Below are 16,561 nucleotides of genomic sequence, written 5' to 3' on the forward strand. Positions count from 1 at the left end.
ATAAAAATAATGATTTTAGAAATATTTCAAAATACGCATGTAATTGTATGATTATACTGTGAATTCAGGTGTAAAATTGATTTATTCTTAAAAAAATAGCCATTTAACTCGTTTTAAAGGAAACAGAGAATATAGTTTTATTCAGTGGTTTGGCAGAATAGTGTTTAGAAGGGGCTTTTGAAGTCTATTAAAAATCCAGTTTTAACTGTACGCTTACAGTTTTTTTATCGACCGTTTTATTGGGTTTTTCTGTATTTAAATTGGACATGGAAATGCCTAAAAGACGTACCGAGTTTATCAATTTATCCTGCACCAAAAGTTCTTTAGCGGTTTCTAAAATAATTGAAGCATCACTTATAAAATAAGGTAAGGTTTTGCTTCGGGTTTGGAGCGTGAAATCGGAGTATTTTATCTTTAAGGTTATTGTTTTTCCGGCCACCTTACTTTTGGTTAAACGTCTAGAAACTTCCTTAGCTATATGTTCCAGCTTTTCCAGCATAAAAATTTCCGAAGAGAGGTTTTTACTAAAGGTGCGCTCAGCTGCTAATGATTTTCTAATTCTGTTTGGTTTCACTTCGCTGTGGTGAATGCCTCTTACAACCTGATAATAATAACTTCCGGATTTTCCAAAATACCTTTCAAGATATTCAATGGATTTTGCTTTTAAATCTTTGCCCGAAAAAATACCCAGCTGGTACATTTTTTCGGCAGTGACTTTACCTACTCCATAAAATTTTTTAATATCTAAATGTTCCAGAAATTCCAGTACTTCTTCAGGGTTTACTGTTTTTTGCCCGTTAGGTTTATTGTAGTCGCTGGCTACTTTGGCAATAAATTTATTTATAGATATGCCTGCCGAAGCGGTTAAGCCTATTTCGTTTAAAATACGCGCTCTTATCTCCTGAGCAATTAGGGAGGCGCTGGGATTACCTTTTTTATTCGAAGTAACATCTAAATAAGCTTCGTCTAGAGACAGTGGTTCTACCAAATCGGTATATTCTAGAAAAATGGCTCTTATCTTTTTAGAAATGTCACGATAACGTTCAAATCTCGGTTTTACAAAAACAATCTCAGGACAAAGCCGTTTGGCTTGCAGGCCGCTCATGGCACTTTTCACGCCAAAAGTTCTGGCTTCGTAACTGGCGGCACTTACCACACCGCGCTGTTCGCTACCTCCAACAGCAATAGGTTTACCCTTAAGTTCGGGGAAATCCATTTGCTCTACAGACGCATAAAACGCATCCATATCAATATGAATTATCTTTCTTATTGGTAAATCACTTTGCATCGTGTAAATTTATAACAACTTTTAAAAATTGTATGATAGAGATTGAACGTAAATTTTTGGTAAATTCTCCTGCTTTTAAAACCGAGGCTGATAAAAGTACGAGGGTTATTCAAGGTTTTTTAAATACCGATAAAGCACGAACAGTACGGGTTCGTGTAATGGGGGAACAAGGTTTTATAACGGTTAAAGGTATTTCTTCTAAAGATGGTTTATCGCGGTTTGAATGGGAAAAGCGGATTTGTAAAACAGATGCAGAAGCGCTCTTGGATTTATGTGAAGAAGGCGTGATTGATAAAATACGCTATGAGATTAATTTCGATGATAAAATTTTCGAGGTTGATGAATTTTTTGGCGCAAATGAAGGGTTAATCGTGGCTGAAATCGAATTATCCCACGAGGCAGAATCTTTTGTTAAACCCGATTGGCTGGGACGCGAAGTGACTGGAGATGTTAAATATTACAATTCTCAATTGAGTAAAAAACCCTTTAAAACTTGGGAGCTATGAAGTATTTAGTCAGTTTATTAATGGTTTTGTCTGTATTAAGTTGTAAAAACGATAAAACAGAAAATGGGTTAAATCTACCGGTTAGGCCAATTGATACTTTAGAAGTTGTTTCTGAAATTGATACCCTGGTAATACTTGAGGAAGTTTTGGAAGCACCTAAAACCCATAAGGAGATTAAAGCAGAACTTGAAGCTAAAGGTTTTGAAACTTTCGATTATATAGACGAAAAGACTCAGGATACCGTTTTGATGCAGAAATACTTTATCGCTTTTTTAAAAAGTGGAGCAATACGAACTCAGAACGAAGAGGAAGCTCAAAAACTGCAGCAGGCCCATTTGGCTCACTTAGGTAAAATGTATGAGTTGGGCTATGCAGATATTTCCGGGCCTTTTGGAGACGATGGTGATATTCGTGGCATAACAATTTATAATGTGCCAACTCTTAAAATGGCAGATAGCCTGGCGAATGCCGATCCCATGGTGAAAGCCGGCAGATTGGAAATAGAAATTCATCCATGGTGGGCTGCAAAAGGGTTTATGTTACGATAATCTGTAAAATTAATTTTGAATGAAATTTAAAGGAGTAATTTTTGATTTAGATGGAACTTTAGTGGATTCTGTTGAAGATATTTCAGATGCCATGAATCAGGTTCTGAAAACGTATAATTATCCCACTTTCGAATATGCGTCCTATAAGAGTTTTATAGGTCACGGGTTAAAAAATTTATCAGCAAGAGTGCTTCCTCCTGAAGAAAAAACCGAGGGTTTGATTGAAGAGGTATTTTTGGCCATGCTCGATGTTTATAAAGACAATTGTATAGATAAAACCAAGCCTTACGAAGGGGTGTTGGAACTATTAGAAACTTTATCAAAAACCAATTTAAAACTAAGTGTATTCTCTAATAAAGCAGATCCTCTAACCAAGAAAATCACCAAAGCGATATTGCCGGATTGTTTCGATTACGTTCTGGGATTAACAGAAGAATCTTTAAAGAAACCTAATCCTTTAAAAGCAATTCAGGTGAGTATGGATTATAATTACAAACCACAGGATTTTTTATTTGTAGGGGATACTAGCGTAGATATGGAAACCGCTAAAAATGCCAATATGACTTCTGTGGGCGTTAGTTGGGGGTTTAGAACCGTAGCCGAACTGGAAGCTCATGGAGCAAATCACATAATAAATAGTCCGATGGAATTGCTAGAGCTTTTATAGCAGAGCGTCCTCTTCGTTCCGAAATTCGTATTCGCGTTCTACTTTGCATATTTTAACATTGTAGTAAGAGTACCAGTCGTTTTTTCCTTGTTTCTGTGCTTTGATGTGCTCCGTCTGAGCTTTCCAGAGTTTAATAGATTCTAAATCCTCCCAGTAACTAACTGTTATACCAATGCCATCTCTGGCACTGTCCATACCTAAAAAACCTGGTTGTTTTTTGGCAAGTGTTCCCATAAGCTCTGCCATTTTTGAGTATTCAGGGTGAGATGTTTTAAGTTTAGAAGTGAAAATAACGGCGTAATAGTTTGGTTTACACATGTTTTTAGGATAATTGAAAAAATATTAATATTTTAACACAAAAATAGCATAATTACAAAAATGAAATTGCTACGCCCTGGATTTAATTTGTATTTATCTCTGTTGTTTTGTGTTGCCTCTTTAAGCACATATGCACAGCTGGGTTTATGTTCCGGTAACTCAGGAAATCCGATTTTTACGGAAGATTTCGGTGCCGGTACTTCAAGTATTCAGTTGCAATCTCCAAGTGAAACCACTTATACTTATGTTGCTTCCGAGCCCAATGATGGTTATTATACCATTTCCAGTAATACCAATTGGTATGGTTGGCATATTACACAGGATCATACCGCTGGTGACACTAATGGGAGGAGCTTAATTGTAAATGCAGATTATACTGCAGGTGAGTTTTTTAGAACTACAATTTCAGGATTATGCGAAAATACAACTTACGAATTTTCGGCCTGGTTACTTAATTTGTTGCCAGCCTCAGCATGTGATAATAATGGAATACCCGTAAATGTAAAATTTGAAATCTGGGATGATTCCAATAGCGTATTATTGGCTTCAGGTGATACAGGGGATATTGCCGGTACAACTAGTCCGGAGTGGAATCAGTACGGACTTGTTTTTACTTCAGCATCAGGGCAGAATTCCATAATATTAAAAATGATTAATAATGGTGCAGGAGGTTGCGGAAATGATGTTGCTATAGACGATATCGTTTTTAAATCCTGCGGCGATGTAATTACCATTGAAGATGTAGGAGCCATTACAAGTTATGTTGTTTGCGAGGAAGATGTTCCTTTTAATCCTGGAAAATTAAGTGCCGTACCAACAACGGGAATTTCAAGTACTCATTTTTATCAATGGCAGAAAAGTAATGATGGTAATAATTGGATTGATATTTCGGGAGCAACTTCAGGTGAATTTATTCCGGATCCAATTAATCAGACGACTTATTTTAGAGCTAAGGTTGCGGAAGATCAGGTAAATGTTAATCAAGCCAGTTGTAATTCGTTTACAGATGAGTTTACAGTTGAAGTTATTCCTACACCCGACGCGCCTGCTAGCGAAGGTGATATTGTTGACTGCGATGAGGTTTCCAGCTCGATATCTGTAGTGGTTTCAGAAGGGGAGTCTGTAAACTGGTACGATGCTGCAACGGGTGGACATTTAATTCAATCTAATAATACATCTTACTATCCAACAGGTTCAGGAACTTTTTATGCAGAAGCCTATAATGTCGAGGGAGGTTGTGTTTCCGATAATAGAACAGCTGTGAGTTACAGTGTTTCTGAGGCTCCTGATGTGAGGGATGAGACTGTTTTAATGTGTGATTCAGAAGAAGTGGAATTAAGCGTTTCTTTAGCAGATGCCACTTATTTATGGAATTCCGGAGAGACATCGTCAAGTATTACTGTAAACAGTCCTGGAACTTATGTGGTTACTGTGACAAATGCAGCGCTTTGCTCTAAGGACAAAGTGTTTACTGTAGAAGTTAGTCCTAAGCCGGTTATTAAAAGTGTAATGTCTGGAGGGAATACAATTTATATTACGACTACCCAAACAGGGAATTTCGAATACGCTTTAGGAGATTCTAATTATCAAATTAGCCCGATTTTTAAAAATGTTGAAGGCGGTTACTATAATATTCAGGTAAGAGATCGAAACGGTTGTGGCGAGGATGAGTTATTGGACTATCTCCACCTTGTTATTCCTTCATTTTTTACACCTAATGGCGATGGTGATCATGATTATTTTGAACTTGCAGGTATAGAAAATTATGAAGCTTCGGAAGTTTCAATTTTCAATCGTTTTGGTGTTCTCATGAAATTTTCCAAAAACACTCCATTTTCCTGGGATGGTACTTTTGAAAACCGCCAGATGCCAGCTTCAGATTACTGGTATATTATTAGTATTAATTCACACACCTATACTGGTCATTTTACTTTAAAGCGTTAAGGTATTTAGCTTTTATTTATAATTAACAGTCAAATTAAAGCGATTATTAATTGTTATATTCGCAATAGTTTTTCTTGTTAATTGTAAAAAACATAAAATGAAGTCAGTTTCAGCGAAATTTGGAATTAAAAAGGTTCTAAACACACTAGGGATTAAAGATGTAAATAACGGTACTTCTACCGGTAAAAATAGTTTTTCAAGCAGTTCAGAAATTATAAGTAGTTATTCTCCGGTAGACGGAGAATTGATTGGTGCGGTAAAAATCACGACAAAGGAAGATTATGAAGTTGTAGTCGAAACCGCGCAGGACGCTTTTAAAGTTTGGAGAACTACACCTGCTCCACAAAGAGGCGAAATTGTAAGGCAGTTTAGCGAGGCGTTAAGAGAAAATAAGGATGCTTTAGGTAAACTGGTGTCTTACGAAATGGGTAAAAGTTTTCAGGAAGGTTTAGGGGAAGTTCAGGAAATGATAGATATCTGCGATTTTGCAGTGGGGCTGTCCCGACAGCTTCATGGTTTGACTATGCACTCTGAGCGTCCGGGTCACAGGATGTACGAGCAGTATCATCCTTTAGGAATTGTAGGTATTATTTCGGCATTTAACTTTCCTGTTGCTGTTTGGTCGTGGAATACTGCGCTAGCCTGGATTTGTGGAGACGTATGTATCTGGAAACCGAGTGAAAAGACACCACTAACCGGAATTGCGTGTCAGCATCTTGCCGCTCAGGTTTTTGCTGATAATAATTTACCAGAGGGTATTTCCTGTTTAATTAACGGCGATGCTCATGTTGGTGAATTATTGACAAAAGATAAACGTGTGCCATTAATTTCTGCAACCGGATCAACCCGAATGGGGAAAATAGTTGCTCAGGATGTAGCTGCACGCTTAGGTAAATCACTTCTGGAACTAGGGGGAAATAATGCCATTATTGTTACGCCGGATGCCGATTTAAAAATGACGATAATAGGGGCGGTATTTGGAGCTGTTGGTACCTGTGGTCAGCGCTGTACTTCTACACGACGTTTAATAGTGCACGATAGTGTTTACGATCAGGTTAAGGATGCTTTAATTAATGCTTATAAACAACTTAAAATAGGTAATCCTTTAGATGAAAAAAATCATGTAGGACCATTAATTGATACCGATGCGGTTGCTATGTATAAGGAAGCTTTAAATAGAGTGGAACAGGAAGGAGGCAAAATTATTGTTGAAGGTGGCGTTCTGGAAGGTAAGGATTATGCTAGCGGATGTTATGTTAAGCCAGCAATCGCCGAAGCTGAACCTCATTTTGAGATTGTACAGCACGAGACTTTTGCTCCGGTTTTATATCTTTTAAAATATACCGGAGATGTTACAAATGCACTGGAAATTCAAAATAATGTGGTTCAGGGCTTATCTTCCGCAATTATGACAAATAATTTAAGAGAAGCAGAGCAATTCTTATCGGTAAACGGTTCAGATTGTGGTATTGCAAATGTAAATATTGGAACTTCCGGCGCTGAAATAGGAGGTGCTTTTGGAGGAGAAAAAGAAACCGGTGGCGGACGAGAATCCGGTTCCGATGCCTGGAAAGTATATATGAGAAGACAAACAAATACCATTAATTACACTACAAATTTGCCACTTGCTCAGGGTATAAAATTTGAATTTTAGAGGTCAGACTAGTAGTACAATTTTAAATTTTATTGAAAAGCGCTGCACTGTTGCAGCGCTTTTTCGTTTTTTGGAATTAAGGTTTTGTAATGTGTTTGTGTTTAGTGTGTTAAGTGTGTTTTTAGTTGAGATTTTAACAAAAAATTAATAACTTAATACTCGCTAATTAAAAACCTTAACCAATGAGTAGTAAACCGCTTTATCTGCTTGGTATTCTATTAACTATTTTTCTCGGAACCGTATTGTATTATAAACTATGTCCTACCTGTTATCAACAGGAAGTAGTTGTGAACGATGAAGTTATAGAAGCACCTGTTTCCGCTACAATGAATCCTTTTTTTGTAAGTGATTCTAACGGAGATTTAAACATTAATGTTAATGATAATATTAATTTTAAATTGTCTGGGATTTCAATTTTACAGCCCATATCTAAAAAAGTTGAAGAAGCAATTGATAGTCTTAAGCGCTATCTGGAGGTGTTTCCGCTTAAAAATTTAAAGATAACCGGATATTACACCAGTGATGAAATTAACAATTCGGCATTTCCAAATTTGGGTTTGGCCCGGGCCAACGCCGTGAAAAACTATTTGGTTTCCCAAGGTATTTCTTCCAGTCAAATAGATACTTATGGCGAATTGAACGACGATTTAATCCCAGATCAGGATAGTATTTATCACGGTCCGCAAGCATTTACAATAAGCACAAGAGAAAAAGATGATACTTCCCATCTGGAGGCTCTAAGATTAATAGCAGAGGATATTAAAGCGAATCCACTGGTTATGTATTTTGATACGGCCGAGTCTTCAATAGTTTTAAATGCTGAACAACGTGAGAAGGTTGCAAAATTATCGCGGTATTTAGATAAGGTCGATGGGGCTTCAATTACAATTGTTGGTCATACAGATAATGCAGGTCATGCAGAATCAAATATAAGTCTGGGGCAAAAAAGAGCAGATTTTGCCAAATCATATTTCATAAAAAATCATATTCCGGAACATAAAATTTCTACAATTTCCAAAGGGCAGGAAGAGCCTGTAGGAGATAATAGCACAGAAGAGGGAAAAGCCCTTAACAGAAGAACAATAGTAACCTTAAATTAAAAATATTATGAATATGTGTATACTCATCCCTTTAATAGTTGGAATAATAAGTGCCTTGTTAGGGTATTTATTAGGTAAATCAAGTCAAAAGCCAGTTGATGTAACTAGTTATACAACTAAAATTTCAAATTTAGAAAGCGATTTAAAAGCCTGTCACTCCAAATTAGGAGCGCTTGAAATGCAGGATAGAAGAATGGCTGCTGCTATGGAGACTCCTTTACTGGTATTTAATGCAGCAGAAGCTAAAGCTATTTTCGGAAAGTTAATCAAGGAAAACGATTTGAAAGTTGTTGAGGGTATTGGTCCTAAGATTGAGCAATTATTCCGTAATTCGGGTATTACAACCTGGAAAAGCTTATCTGAGACATCTTTAGAAACCTGTCAGAATGTGCTAGATGGTGGAGGCGATGCTTTTAAAATGCATAATCCGGGAACCTGGGCAGAACAGGCTAAACTGGCTTATGAAGGCCAGTGGAAAAAATTGTTTGAATGGCAGCAAAGCTTAAAAGGAGGGAAATAACTTGACAAAACACCATTAAAAACAAAAATCGTCTGAGATATTCTCAGACGATTTTTTGCATAAAAAAACCTTATTTCAATGCCAAACTTGTATTGGGAGAAATAAGGTTAGTATTTAGTTATTGACTAATAGCATAACAAATATATAATTTAATTAAATGGGTAAATATGCAGATATATAGTTGGTAAAAATTACTATATAATTGGTAAGGTTTGGTGTATGAATAAAAATTAGCTGTATTTTACTTTTCGTAAAATTCGAAGTGTTTCTTTGTAGAGTTGGTAAATTTCCGGACTGAAATTTTTTAAATAGGGCTTAATCTCATGTAGTTTATTTAATGCTTCAGGAAAATCGTTTAAAAAACAGATGAGGTAAGTGGCAGGTAAATTCTTAAGGTCTGTCTGTTCTATTTTATTTAAACTTAAGCCTTTTTTAAGTTTTTCCAATATGGTATTATTGGTGTTGTAAATATGGTGCAGTACTTTTTTGTTGAATTGTGGTGGTTCAAATAAAAGTTTGGTGTGAATTTGATAACTGGCATTTTCGTTAAAACTTATATTTGTTTCTTCTAAAGGATAATAATTGTAAGAGTCCTGAAGGCCCAGATGGACATATTCAATAATGTTAAATGAGTCTTTGGTTATGTTTATGGAAACTTCATCGAGTTCGGAAAAAAACAGTCTAACCTGTTCGTTTATTAGTTCAATATCTACTCTGGAATAATAGGTTTTGTCCTTAACGGTTTTTTTCTGCCCTGCCCAGCACACTACAAAATACTCTTTAAATACCAGGTATTCCGGGTGATAATCTTTGCGCTTATTTAAAAAATCGAAGACACCATTTAATGTGTATTCTATGTTATTCTGAGCGTGGTTTTCGATGGCTTCAACAATTTTAGAGTTTAAATCCTCTAATTTTAAATCGAATACTTTAGGCATACTCATGCTACCATCTCGAAAGAATACTGAGCCCCCGTAATACTTCCATATATTTTTCCGGAGAGACGTTATCTGGTTGTTGGCTCTAATAGTTACCAGCCCAACAACTTTATCATCGGGTAAATGAGGGAAAGGAATGTTTTCATATTGAACAATTGGTGGATTGGTTAAATAGGCATTAATAAGATTCTGAATTTTGCTGTCATCAAAGAAATCAACTCCTACAATGTCGTTGTCATCATCTTCCACACCAATAACGATATACGAGTTGTTTTTGGGATTACTGTTAGACAGCGCGCAAATGTGTTTTAAAAACTTGGCCTTCCCTTCTTTTTCACTGATATCAATTTTGCGCTTTTTATCGTAAAAACTATTCTCGTCGTTATGAGCTAATAGATTTTTAATAAGAAGCCGTTTATTAATCATATCAGTCTTTCTTAATTATGGTAGAGCTGGCCTGGGCGGTTGGAAATATTAGCATGTCTGCAATATTTACGTGTGCCGGTCGGCTAATGGTAAAATAAATAATATCGGCAATATCATCTGCCTGCAGGGCATTAAAACCTTTGTAAACTTGCTCTGCTTTGGCATCTCCTTTAAATCGGACCTGAGAAAATTCCGTTTCTACTAATCCGGGATTTATAGCGCCTACTTTTATACCAAACGGATTTAAATCGATACGCATACCTTCTGTAATGGCCAGTACAGCATGTTTACTTCCGCAATATACATTGCCGTTAGGGTAAACTTCTTTTCCTGCGGAAGAACCAATGTTTATAATGTGTCCGGCTTGTCTTGCTGTCATCCCAGGTATAACTGCTTTACTAACATATAACAAGCCTTTTACATTAATATCCATCATAGCGTCCCAGTCTTCCAGATCGCCGGTGTGTATGGGGTCGAGTCCGTGAGCATTTCCTGCATTATTTATAAGGATATCGATGTCAGAAAAAGCTTCAGGTAGCGAGTTTATAGCAGAAATAGCCTCTTTTTTATTGCGAACATCGAAGTTTAAAATTTGTACATTAACTTCTTTTTCCAAGGCCTTTTTTATGGTTTGTAGCCTGTCCAGTCGTCTTCCGCAAATAACCAGATCTATATTGTGTTTTGCAAATTTATGAGCAGTTGCTCTGCCTATTCCACTGGTTGCACCGGTAATAAGTGCAATTCTATTTTTCATGTATTAGCTGTTAAAGTTAATTCTTAGGATTTAGTTATAAAAATAGGTAATACGAGTTAATAATGTAAATGATATGAGTTAATTGTTACTAAAAATACGGAGTACATTTGAAAAACTTTAACAGGTTTTTATTTAAATGTGTAATGTTTGTGTCTCAGAGCGTTAAAGAGAGCTTGGAATGATGCTTCAGGTTGAAAGGAAATAAACTCAGATAAATGTAATCTATTTCTTATGAAACGACGTATATAATTTAAACCCCAAAATGTAATAATATGAAAATTATGAAATCTTTAAACGCAGTATTTCTTGCTGTCTTAGCTATTGTAACTTTTTCTAGTTGCGAGAGTAATGATGATAAAAATACGGCGTCTGGTATCTCCAGAATCTCAGTAAAATTGATGGATAATCCTGGCGACTATGAACATGTTTATGTAGATGTACAGGATGTTTTAATTAAAACTCAGGACACCGATAATGAAGAAGAAGGTTGGGAGTCTTTAGAAGCAATTAATACCGGAGTGTATGATTTACTGGAATTAACCGGAGGTTTAAATGTGTTGTTGGTAGATGATTACGATATCCCTTCAGGTGATTTAAAAGAAATCAGGTTGCTTCTTGGAGATGAAAATACTATCGTGATTAATGGAGACTCAAAGCCATTGAAAACCCCGAGTGCACAACAATCCGGATTAAAAATTAAAGTTAATGAATATCTGGAACCCAATATTCATTATACATTTTTGTTAGATTTTGATGTGGATCAATCTATAGTAGAAGCAGGCGATTCAGGAAATATCAACCTAAAACCGGTAATAAGAGCTAGTGTAGAGGCAAATACCGGAGCGATAAGTGGTAAAGTGGTTCCTGCAGAGGTTCAAACTTTAATTTCGGCAACCAACGGTGTAGATGTTATTTCAGCTTATGCCAATGTAGATGGTGAGTTTTTACTTTTAGGTTTGGAGCCTGGAACGTATACTCTAAGCATTTTACCAGATGTGGAATCTGAATTTTTAGAACAGACTATAGAAGGTGTTGAAGTCAATCTGGAAGAAACAACGGATGTAGGAGAAGTTAATTTGCAGTAATACTGTTAATTTTTAAATAATTTTGTTAAGAGCAACACAAATGCGTGTTGCTCTTATTTTTTTTAACCAATTGTTAACAGCTATCGAGGAAAAAAATTAACAATTTGCATGGCATAAAATAGCTTACTATATTCGAGGTTTTAAAAAAATATGATAATGAATGATACCACTACAATTGATATTAAATCAATTAACGAAAAGATAGAACGGGAGAGTGCTTTTGTAGATTTGCTTACTTTAGAAATGAATAAGGTAATTGTTGGTCAGAAGCACATGGTCGAAAGATTATTAATAGGCTTATTAGGTCAGGGACATATTCTTTTGGAAGGGGTTCCGGGGCTTGCAAAAACTCTGGCTATTAATTCGTTGTCTAAAGCAATAAGCGGTAGTTTTAGCAGGGTGCAGTTTACACCAGATTTATTACCCGCAGATGTTGTTGGTACATTAATTTACAATATAAAGGAAAATGATTTCTCTATAAAAAAGGGGCCAATATTTGCCAATTTTGTATTGGCAGATGAGATTAACAGAGCGCCTGCAAAAGTACAATCGGCTTTGCTTGAAGCTATGCAGGAAAAGCAGGTAACCATTGGAGATGAAACTTTTAAACTGGATAAGCCATTTCTTGTAATGGCTACACAAAACCCTGTAGAGCAAGAAGGTACGTATCCGTTGCCGGAAGCTCAGGTAGACCGTTTCATGTTAAAAACAGTAATCGATTATCCTAAATTAGACGAAGAGCAACTTATCGTGCGCGCTAATTTAAAAGGAAGTTTCGAAACCATTTCTCCAGTAGTTTCGGTAGAACAAATTTTAAATGCGCAAAAGGCTGTTCGTGAGGTGTATATGGATGAAAAAATTGAAAAATACATTCTTGATATCATTTTCGCGACGCGTTACCCTGAAAAATACAGACTGGCAGATTTAAAACCGTTAATTTCTTTTGGAGCTTCGCCTCGTGGTAGTATTAACCTGGCAACAGCTGCAAAATGTTACGCATTTATTAAGCGACGTGGTTACGTAATTCCTGAAGATGTAAGAGCTGTAGTTCACGATGTATTGCGTCATAGAATTGGTATAACTTATGAAGCCGAAGCCGAAAATATTACTTCTGTTGATATCATAAATAAAATCGTTAACGAAATAGAAGTGCCATAAGATATTTTTAATTTAAGAATGACGAAAGACGATTTGCAGGTTTTTTCCTTGTAAATCAAAAAAATCATGATCGTAAATTGAAAAATGGACACTAAAGAATTACTAAAAAAAGTACGAAAAATTGAGATTAAGACACGCCGATTGTCTAATCATATTTTTGGAGGCGAATACCATTCGACCTTTAAGGGACGTGGTATGACATTTAGTGAAGTACGGCAATACCAGTTTGGAGACGATGTTCGTAATATAGACTGGAATGTTACAGCCAGATATAACGAGCCTTACATTAAGGTTTTCGAAGAAGAACGCGAATTAACCATGATGCTTATGGTTGATGTTTCGGGATCGGAATGGTTTGGTACCGAACAACAGTTTAAAAATGAAGTTGTAACCGAAATAGCTGCAACCCTGGCGTTTTCTGCTACTCAGAATAACGATAAAATTGGATTGGTATTGTTCTCTGATGCTATAGAACTTTATATTCCGCCAAAAAAAGGACGATCCCATGTGTTGCGTATTATTAGGGAGCTTATCGAATTCGAGCCAAAAAGCAAGGAAACTAATATAGTAGAGGCTTTTAAGTTTTTGTCTAGCGTAATGAAAAAACGGGCTATAGTTTTTGTGCTGTCCGATTTTATTGCCGATGATTATAAACAGACCTTGAAGATTGCTTCAGGACGACACGATGTTACCGGTATTCGGGTGTACGATAAACATGAAGAAAGTATACCAAATCTGGGTATGGTACAGATGCAGGATGAAGAAACCGGAGAATTAATGCTGGTTAATACAGCATCGAAAACCGTGCGTAGAAATTACAGTAAATACTATCAGGATAAAGTAAATTATTATAAAGACAGTTTCGCAAAATCGGGAGCAGGAACTATAGATTGTCGTGTTGATGAAAGCTATGTAAAAAAATTACTTGGTTATTTTAAACGCAGAGGATAATCGTAAAAGACTTATGAGAAGCCAAAAAAATACCATAATAAATCGCCTTAAAACTTGTGCTTTAAGCCTACTGTTTTGTTGTGTGTTTTCAACAATTTCGTATGCTCAGGAATTAAAGTTTGGGGTAGATTCTACCGCTGTAAAAGTCGGGGCACAGATTACTTATAAAATAGAAGTTGAAACCGATACAACTAATGTAGTGGTGTTTCCAGAAGGGCAAACCTTTATGCCTTTGGAAGTTATAGAGTCCTATCCTACAGATACAACCAAACTTAATGATAAGTATAATTTAATTAAGAAGTACGGTTTAACACAATTCGATTCCGGACAATATACAATTCCACCGCAAAAAGTGGTGCTGGGAAATAAAACGCTAGTTACAGATTCTTTAAAAGTTGAAATTAACAATATAGTTGTCGATTCAACCAAGCAAGGTTTATATGATATTAAGCCGATAATAGAGGTTAAAAAAACAAATGATAACTGGTGGAAACTACCACTGTATATTTTATTGGCTCTAGCCATTATTGGTGGGGTTTTATATTGGTTTGTATGGCGTAAAAAGCCATTAACTGAAGAAGAGGAAATTGCTTTGTTACCGCCTTATGAACGCGCAAAACTGGCGCTTCAGAAATTAGACGAAAGTCATTATCTGGAGCATTCCGAGATTAAAGAATATTACTCTGAGTTGACACTGGTTTTAAGGAAATATCTGGACGAAAAGGTATACAACAGAGCTTTAGAAAGTACAACTGATGAATTAATCGCACGTTTGCAATTACTGAAAGAAGGAAATCAGATTCATTTTAGTAAAGAAACCATTCATAATATAGAAAGTATTTTAAAGCGTGCCGATTTGGTGAAATTTGCGAAATCTGCACCAGATGTGGCTTTGGCAGAGTTGGATAAGCAAACTATTGCATCCGAAATCGATCATGTTAAGGAAGTGCTTCCGGAACCGGATGAAGAAGAAAAACTGTTAGATCAGAAATATAAGGAAGAGCAGGAACGCAAAAAGAAGCGTAAAAAACTTATTATTTCTGTTGCTTCGGCAATCGCTTTAATTGTATTAGTGTTTACTGGATTCGCCGTTAAGTATGGTTTTAACTATACGAAAGATACTATTTTAGGGCACGAAACTAAAGAGTTGCTAGAAGGGCAATGGGTGACCAGTGCTTATGGTTTTCCTCCGGTAACCGTTTCTACTCCAAAAGTTTTAAAGCGTTTGGAAAGTCCGGTGCCTGACGGAATTAAAGATAAAGTTCAGGTTACTGCTTTTGGTTACGGTTCCTTGTTAGATTTATTTAGTGTTTCGGTTACCACCACGCGTACCGCTACTCAAAATCAGTCGCAAGGACAAGAACAAGGAGAAAATAAGCAATCGGGCATCGATTTAAATCAGGCTTCAGAAGCCGCAATTAAGCAGTTTGAGCTTCAAAAGATTACCGATATTACTGTTATGCGCGAAAAATTTAGTACGCCTAATGGAGCCGAAGGATTAAAAACGTTTGGAACAGCAAATATTCCGATTTTAAATACCGAAAATTATGTTTTGGGGCATTATGTAATGCTGCATTTTACATCTCAAAATGTATTACAGCAAATTGTAATTACATGGAAAGATGGAGATGTTTACGCCAGGGACATTTCAGAACGCATACTTAATTCGGTAGAACTTAATAAAAAAGTACAATAATGTTTGAAGGTATAGAATTTTTAAACAAAGACTTTTTCTGGTTGCTTTTACTGCTGCCATTGGCTGTAGTCTGGTATATTTTTAAACAAAAAAAGCAAACCGCCGAGCTTAAAATGTCCAGCCTTAAGGGGTTTAAGCTTACGCAGTCCTGGTTGCCAAAGTTGAAACATCTTATGTTTGCATTGCGCTTAATCGCCTTGGCATTATTAATTACGGCCTTGGCAAGACCAAGGACTGTTGATGTGTCGTCGAGAACCAAAACAACCAAAGGAATTGATATAGTTATGGCTATCGATGTTTCGGCAAGTATGCTGGCTAAAGATTTAAAACCAAATCGATTGGAGGCCTTAAAAGAAGTGGCTACCGATTTTATTAAAGAACGTCCAAACGACAGGATAGGTCTGGTGGAGTACGCAGGAGAAAGTTATACACGTACTCCAATTACAAGTGATAAAGGAATTGTTGTTAGGTCTTTAGAAGATATTAAATATAATAATATTATACAGGGAGGTACGGCTATAGGTATGGGGTTAGCCACTGCTGTAAACCGTTTAAAAGACAGTAAAGCAAAGAGTAAAGTTATAATTTTACTTACAGACGGGGTAAATAATTCCGGGTTTATAGATCCTAAAATTGCCAGTGAAATGGCAGTAGAGTTCGGAATAAAAACCTATACAATTGGATTAGGTTCTAATGGTATGGCCTTATCTCCTGTACAGATTTTGCCAAATGGCGGATTTCAATACGGGCGTGTACCAGTTGAAATCGATGAGGAATTGCTAAAAGAAATAGCGCAGGTGACAGGCGGTAAATATTTTAGGGCAACAGATAATAAAAAACTGGAAGAGATTTATGAAGAGATAAACAAGTTGGAAAAAACAGATATTGAGGAATTTAAATTTTATAATTACGAAGAAAAATTTCGTCCGTTAGTATTGTTAGCCGGTTTATTATTAATAATAGAAGTGTTGTTACGCTCTACATTATTTAAAAGTTTTATATAGATAC

Annotated in this window: 16 protein-coding genes; 12 read left to right on the forward strand and 4 right to left on the reverse strand. The window is 36.2% G+C overall.

Annotated elements, in window-relative coordinates; translation table 11 throughout:
- Nucleotides 1-187: 187 nt before the first annotated feature.
- A complete protein-coding gene (gene dinB, locus I3217_RS05870) occupies nt 188-1,288 on the reverse strand; it encodes a DNA polymerase IV (RefSeq protein WP_435048822.1) in 1,101 nt (366 codons plus the stop codon).
- 32 nt (nt 1,289-1,320) lie between these two features.
- Between dinB and I3217_RS05875 the strand changes: the two genes are divergently transcribed.
- From I3217_RS05875 to I3217_RS05885, 3 genes are read left to right on the forward strand one after another with little or no spacing between them, the layout of a single operon-like run.
- Complete coding sequence (locus I3217_RS05875) at nt 1,321-1,794, forward strand: CYTH domain-containing protein (protein ID WP_435048823.1); 474 nt, start codon at nt 1,321-1,323, stop codon at nt 1,792-1,794.
- Nucleotides 1,791-2,342, forward strand: coding sequence for a YciI family protein (locus I3217_RS05880; protein ID WP_435048824.1), 552 nt, complete (start codon nt 1,791-1,793; stop codon nt 2,340-2,342). The genes I3217_RS05875 and I3217_RS05880 overlap by 4 nt, the downstream gene beginning before the upstream one ends.
- 19 nt (nt 2,343-2,361) lie before the next feature.
- Nucleotides 2,362-3,009: an HAD family hydrolase gene (locus I3217_RS05885; RefSeq protein ID WP_435048825.1), complete on the forward strand. Its 648-nt coding sequence runs from the start codon at nt 2,362-2,364 to the stop codon at nt 3,007-3,009.
- Here I3217_RS05885 and I3217_RS05890 read toward each other — a convergent pair.
- On the reverse strand, nt 3,004-3,327 hold the full coding sequence (locus tag I3217_RS05890; protein ID WP_435048826.1) for an antibiotic biosynthesis monooxygenase family protein: 324 nt from the start codon (nt 3,325-3,327) through the stop codon (nt 3,004-3,006). The two genes, I3217_RS05885 and I3217_RS05890, sit on opposite strands and share 6 nt — an antisense overlap.
- A gap of 60 nt (nt 3,328-3,387) precedes the next feature.
- On the opposite strand from I3217_RS05890, the gene I3217_RS05895 reads away from it, so the two are divergent.
- The 4 genes from I3217_RS05895 (at nt 3,388) to I3217_RS05910 (ending at nt 8,545) form a co-directional block, all read left to right on the forward strand.
- On the forward strand, nt 3,388-5,271 hold the full coding sequence (locus I3217_RS05895; RefSeq protein WP_435048827.1) for a T9SS type B sorting domain-containing protein: 1,884 nt from the start codon (nt 3,388-3,390) through the stop codon (nt 5,269-5,271).
- Between the two features lie 97 nt (nt 5,272-5,368).
- On the forward strand, nt 5,369-6,925 hold the full coding sequence (gene amaB / locus I3217_RS05900; RefSeq protein WP_435048828.1) for an L-piperidine-6-carboxylate dehydrogenase: 1,557 nt from the start codon (nt 5,369-5,371) through the stop codon (nt 6,923-6,925).
- A gap of 182 nt (nt 6,926-7,107) precedes the next feature.
- A complete protein-coding gene (locus tag I3217_RS05905) occupies nt 7,108-8,025 on the forward strand; it encodes an OmpA family protein (RefSeq protein WP_435048829.1) in 918 nt (305 codons plus the stop codon).
- 13 nt (nt 8,026-8,038) lie between these two features.
- Nucleotides 8,039-8,545 (forward strand): hypothetical protein, encoded by a 507-nt coding sequence (locus I3217_RS05910; protein ID WP_435048830.1) that lies wholly within the window; start codon nt 8,039-8,041, stop codon nt 8,543-8,545.
- A 230-nt stretch (nt 8,546-8,775) separates the two neighbouring features.
- On the opposite strand, the gene I3217_RS05915 is transcribed toward I3217_RS05910, so the two are convergent.
- On the reverse strand, nt 8,776-9,909 hold the full coding sequence (locus I3217_RS05915) for an ATP-binding protein (RefSeq protein WP_435048831.1): 1,134 nt from the start codon (nt 9,907-9,909) through the stop codon (nt 8,776-8,778).
- Between the two features lies 1 nt (nt 9,910).
- A complete protein-coding gene (locus I3217_RS05920; RefSeq protein WP_435048832.1) occupies nt 9,911-10,663 on the reverse strand; it encodes an SDR family NAD(P)-dependent oxidoreductase in 753 nt (250 codons plus the stop codon).
- A gap of 272 nt (nt 10,664-10,935) precedes the next feature.
- On the opposite strand from I3217_RS05920, the gene I3217_RS05925 reads away from it, so the two are divergent.
- From I3217_RS05925 to I3217_RS05945, 5 genes are all read left to right on the forward strand, one after another.
- Entirely contained in the window at nt 10,936-11,748 is an 813-nt protein-coding gene (locus I3217_RS05925) for a DUF4382 domain-containing protein (protein WP_435048833.1), read from the forward strand.
- A gap of 156 nt (nt 11,749-11,904) precedes the next feature.
- Complete coding sequence (locus I3217_RS05930; protein ID WP_435048834.1) at nt 11,905-12,906, forward strand: AAA family ATPase; 1,002 nt, start codon at nt 11,905-11,907, stop codon at nt 12,904-12,906.
- An 84-nt stretch (nt 12,907-12,990) separates the two neighbouring features.
- Entirely contained in the window at nt 12,991-13,857 is an 867-nt protein-coding gene (locus I3217_RS05935) for a DUF58 domain-containing protein (protein WP_435048835.1), read from the forward strand.
- Between the two features lie 13 nt (nt 13,858-13,870).
- Nucleotides 13,871-15,553, forward strand: a complete 1,683-nt coding sequence (locus I3217_RS05940) for a BatD family protein (protein WP_435048836.1) — start codon at nt 13,871-13,873, stop codon at nt 15,551-15,553.
- Nucleotides 15,553-16,557 carry a vWA domain-containing protein gene (locus I3217_RS05945; RefSeq protein WP_435048837.1) on the forward strand — a complete coding sequence of 335 codons (1,005 nt, stop codon included), beginning with the start codon at nt 15,553-15,555 and terminating at the stop codon, nt 16,555-16,557. The genes I3217_RS05940 and I3217_RS05945 overlap by 1 nt, the downstream gene beginning before the upstream one ends.
- Nucleotides 16,558-16,561 lie beyond the last annotated feature (4 nt).

It is taken from the genome of Formosa sp. S-31 (genome assembly GCF_051172795.1).
Taxonomy (GTDB): domain Bacteria; phylum Bacteroidota; class Bacteroidia; order Flavobacteriales; family Flavobacteriaceae; genus Formosa.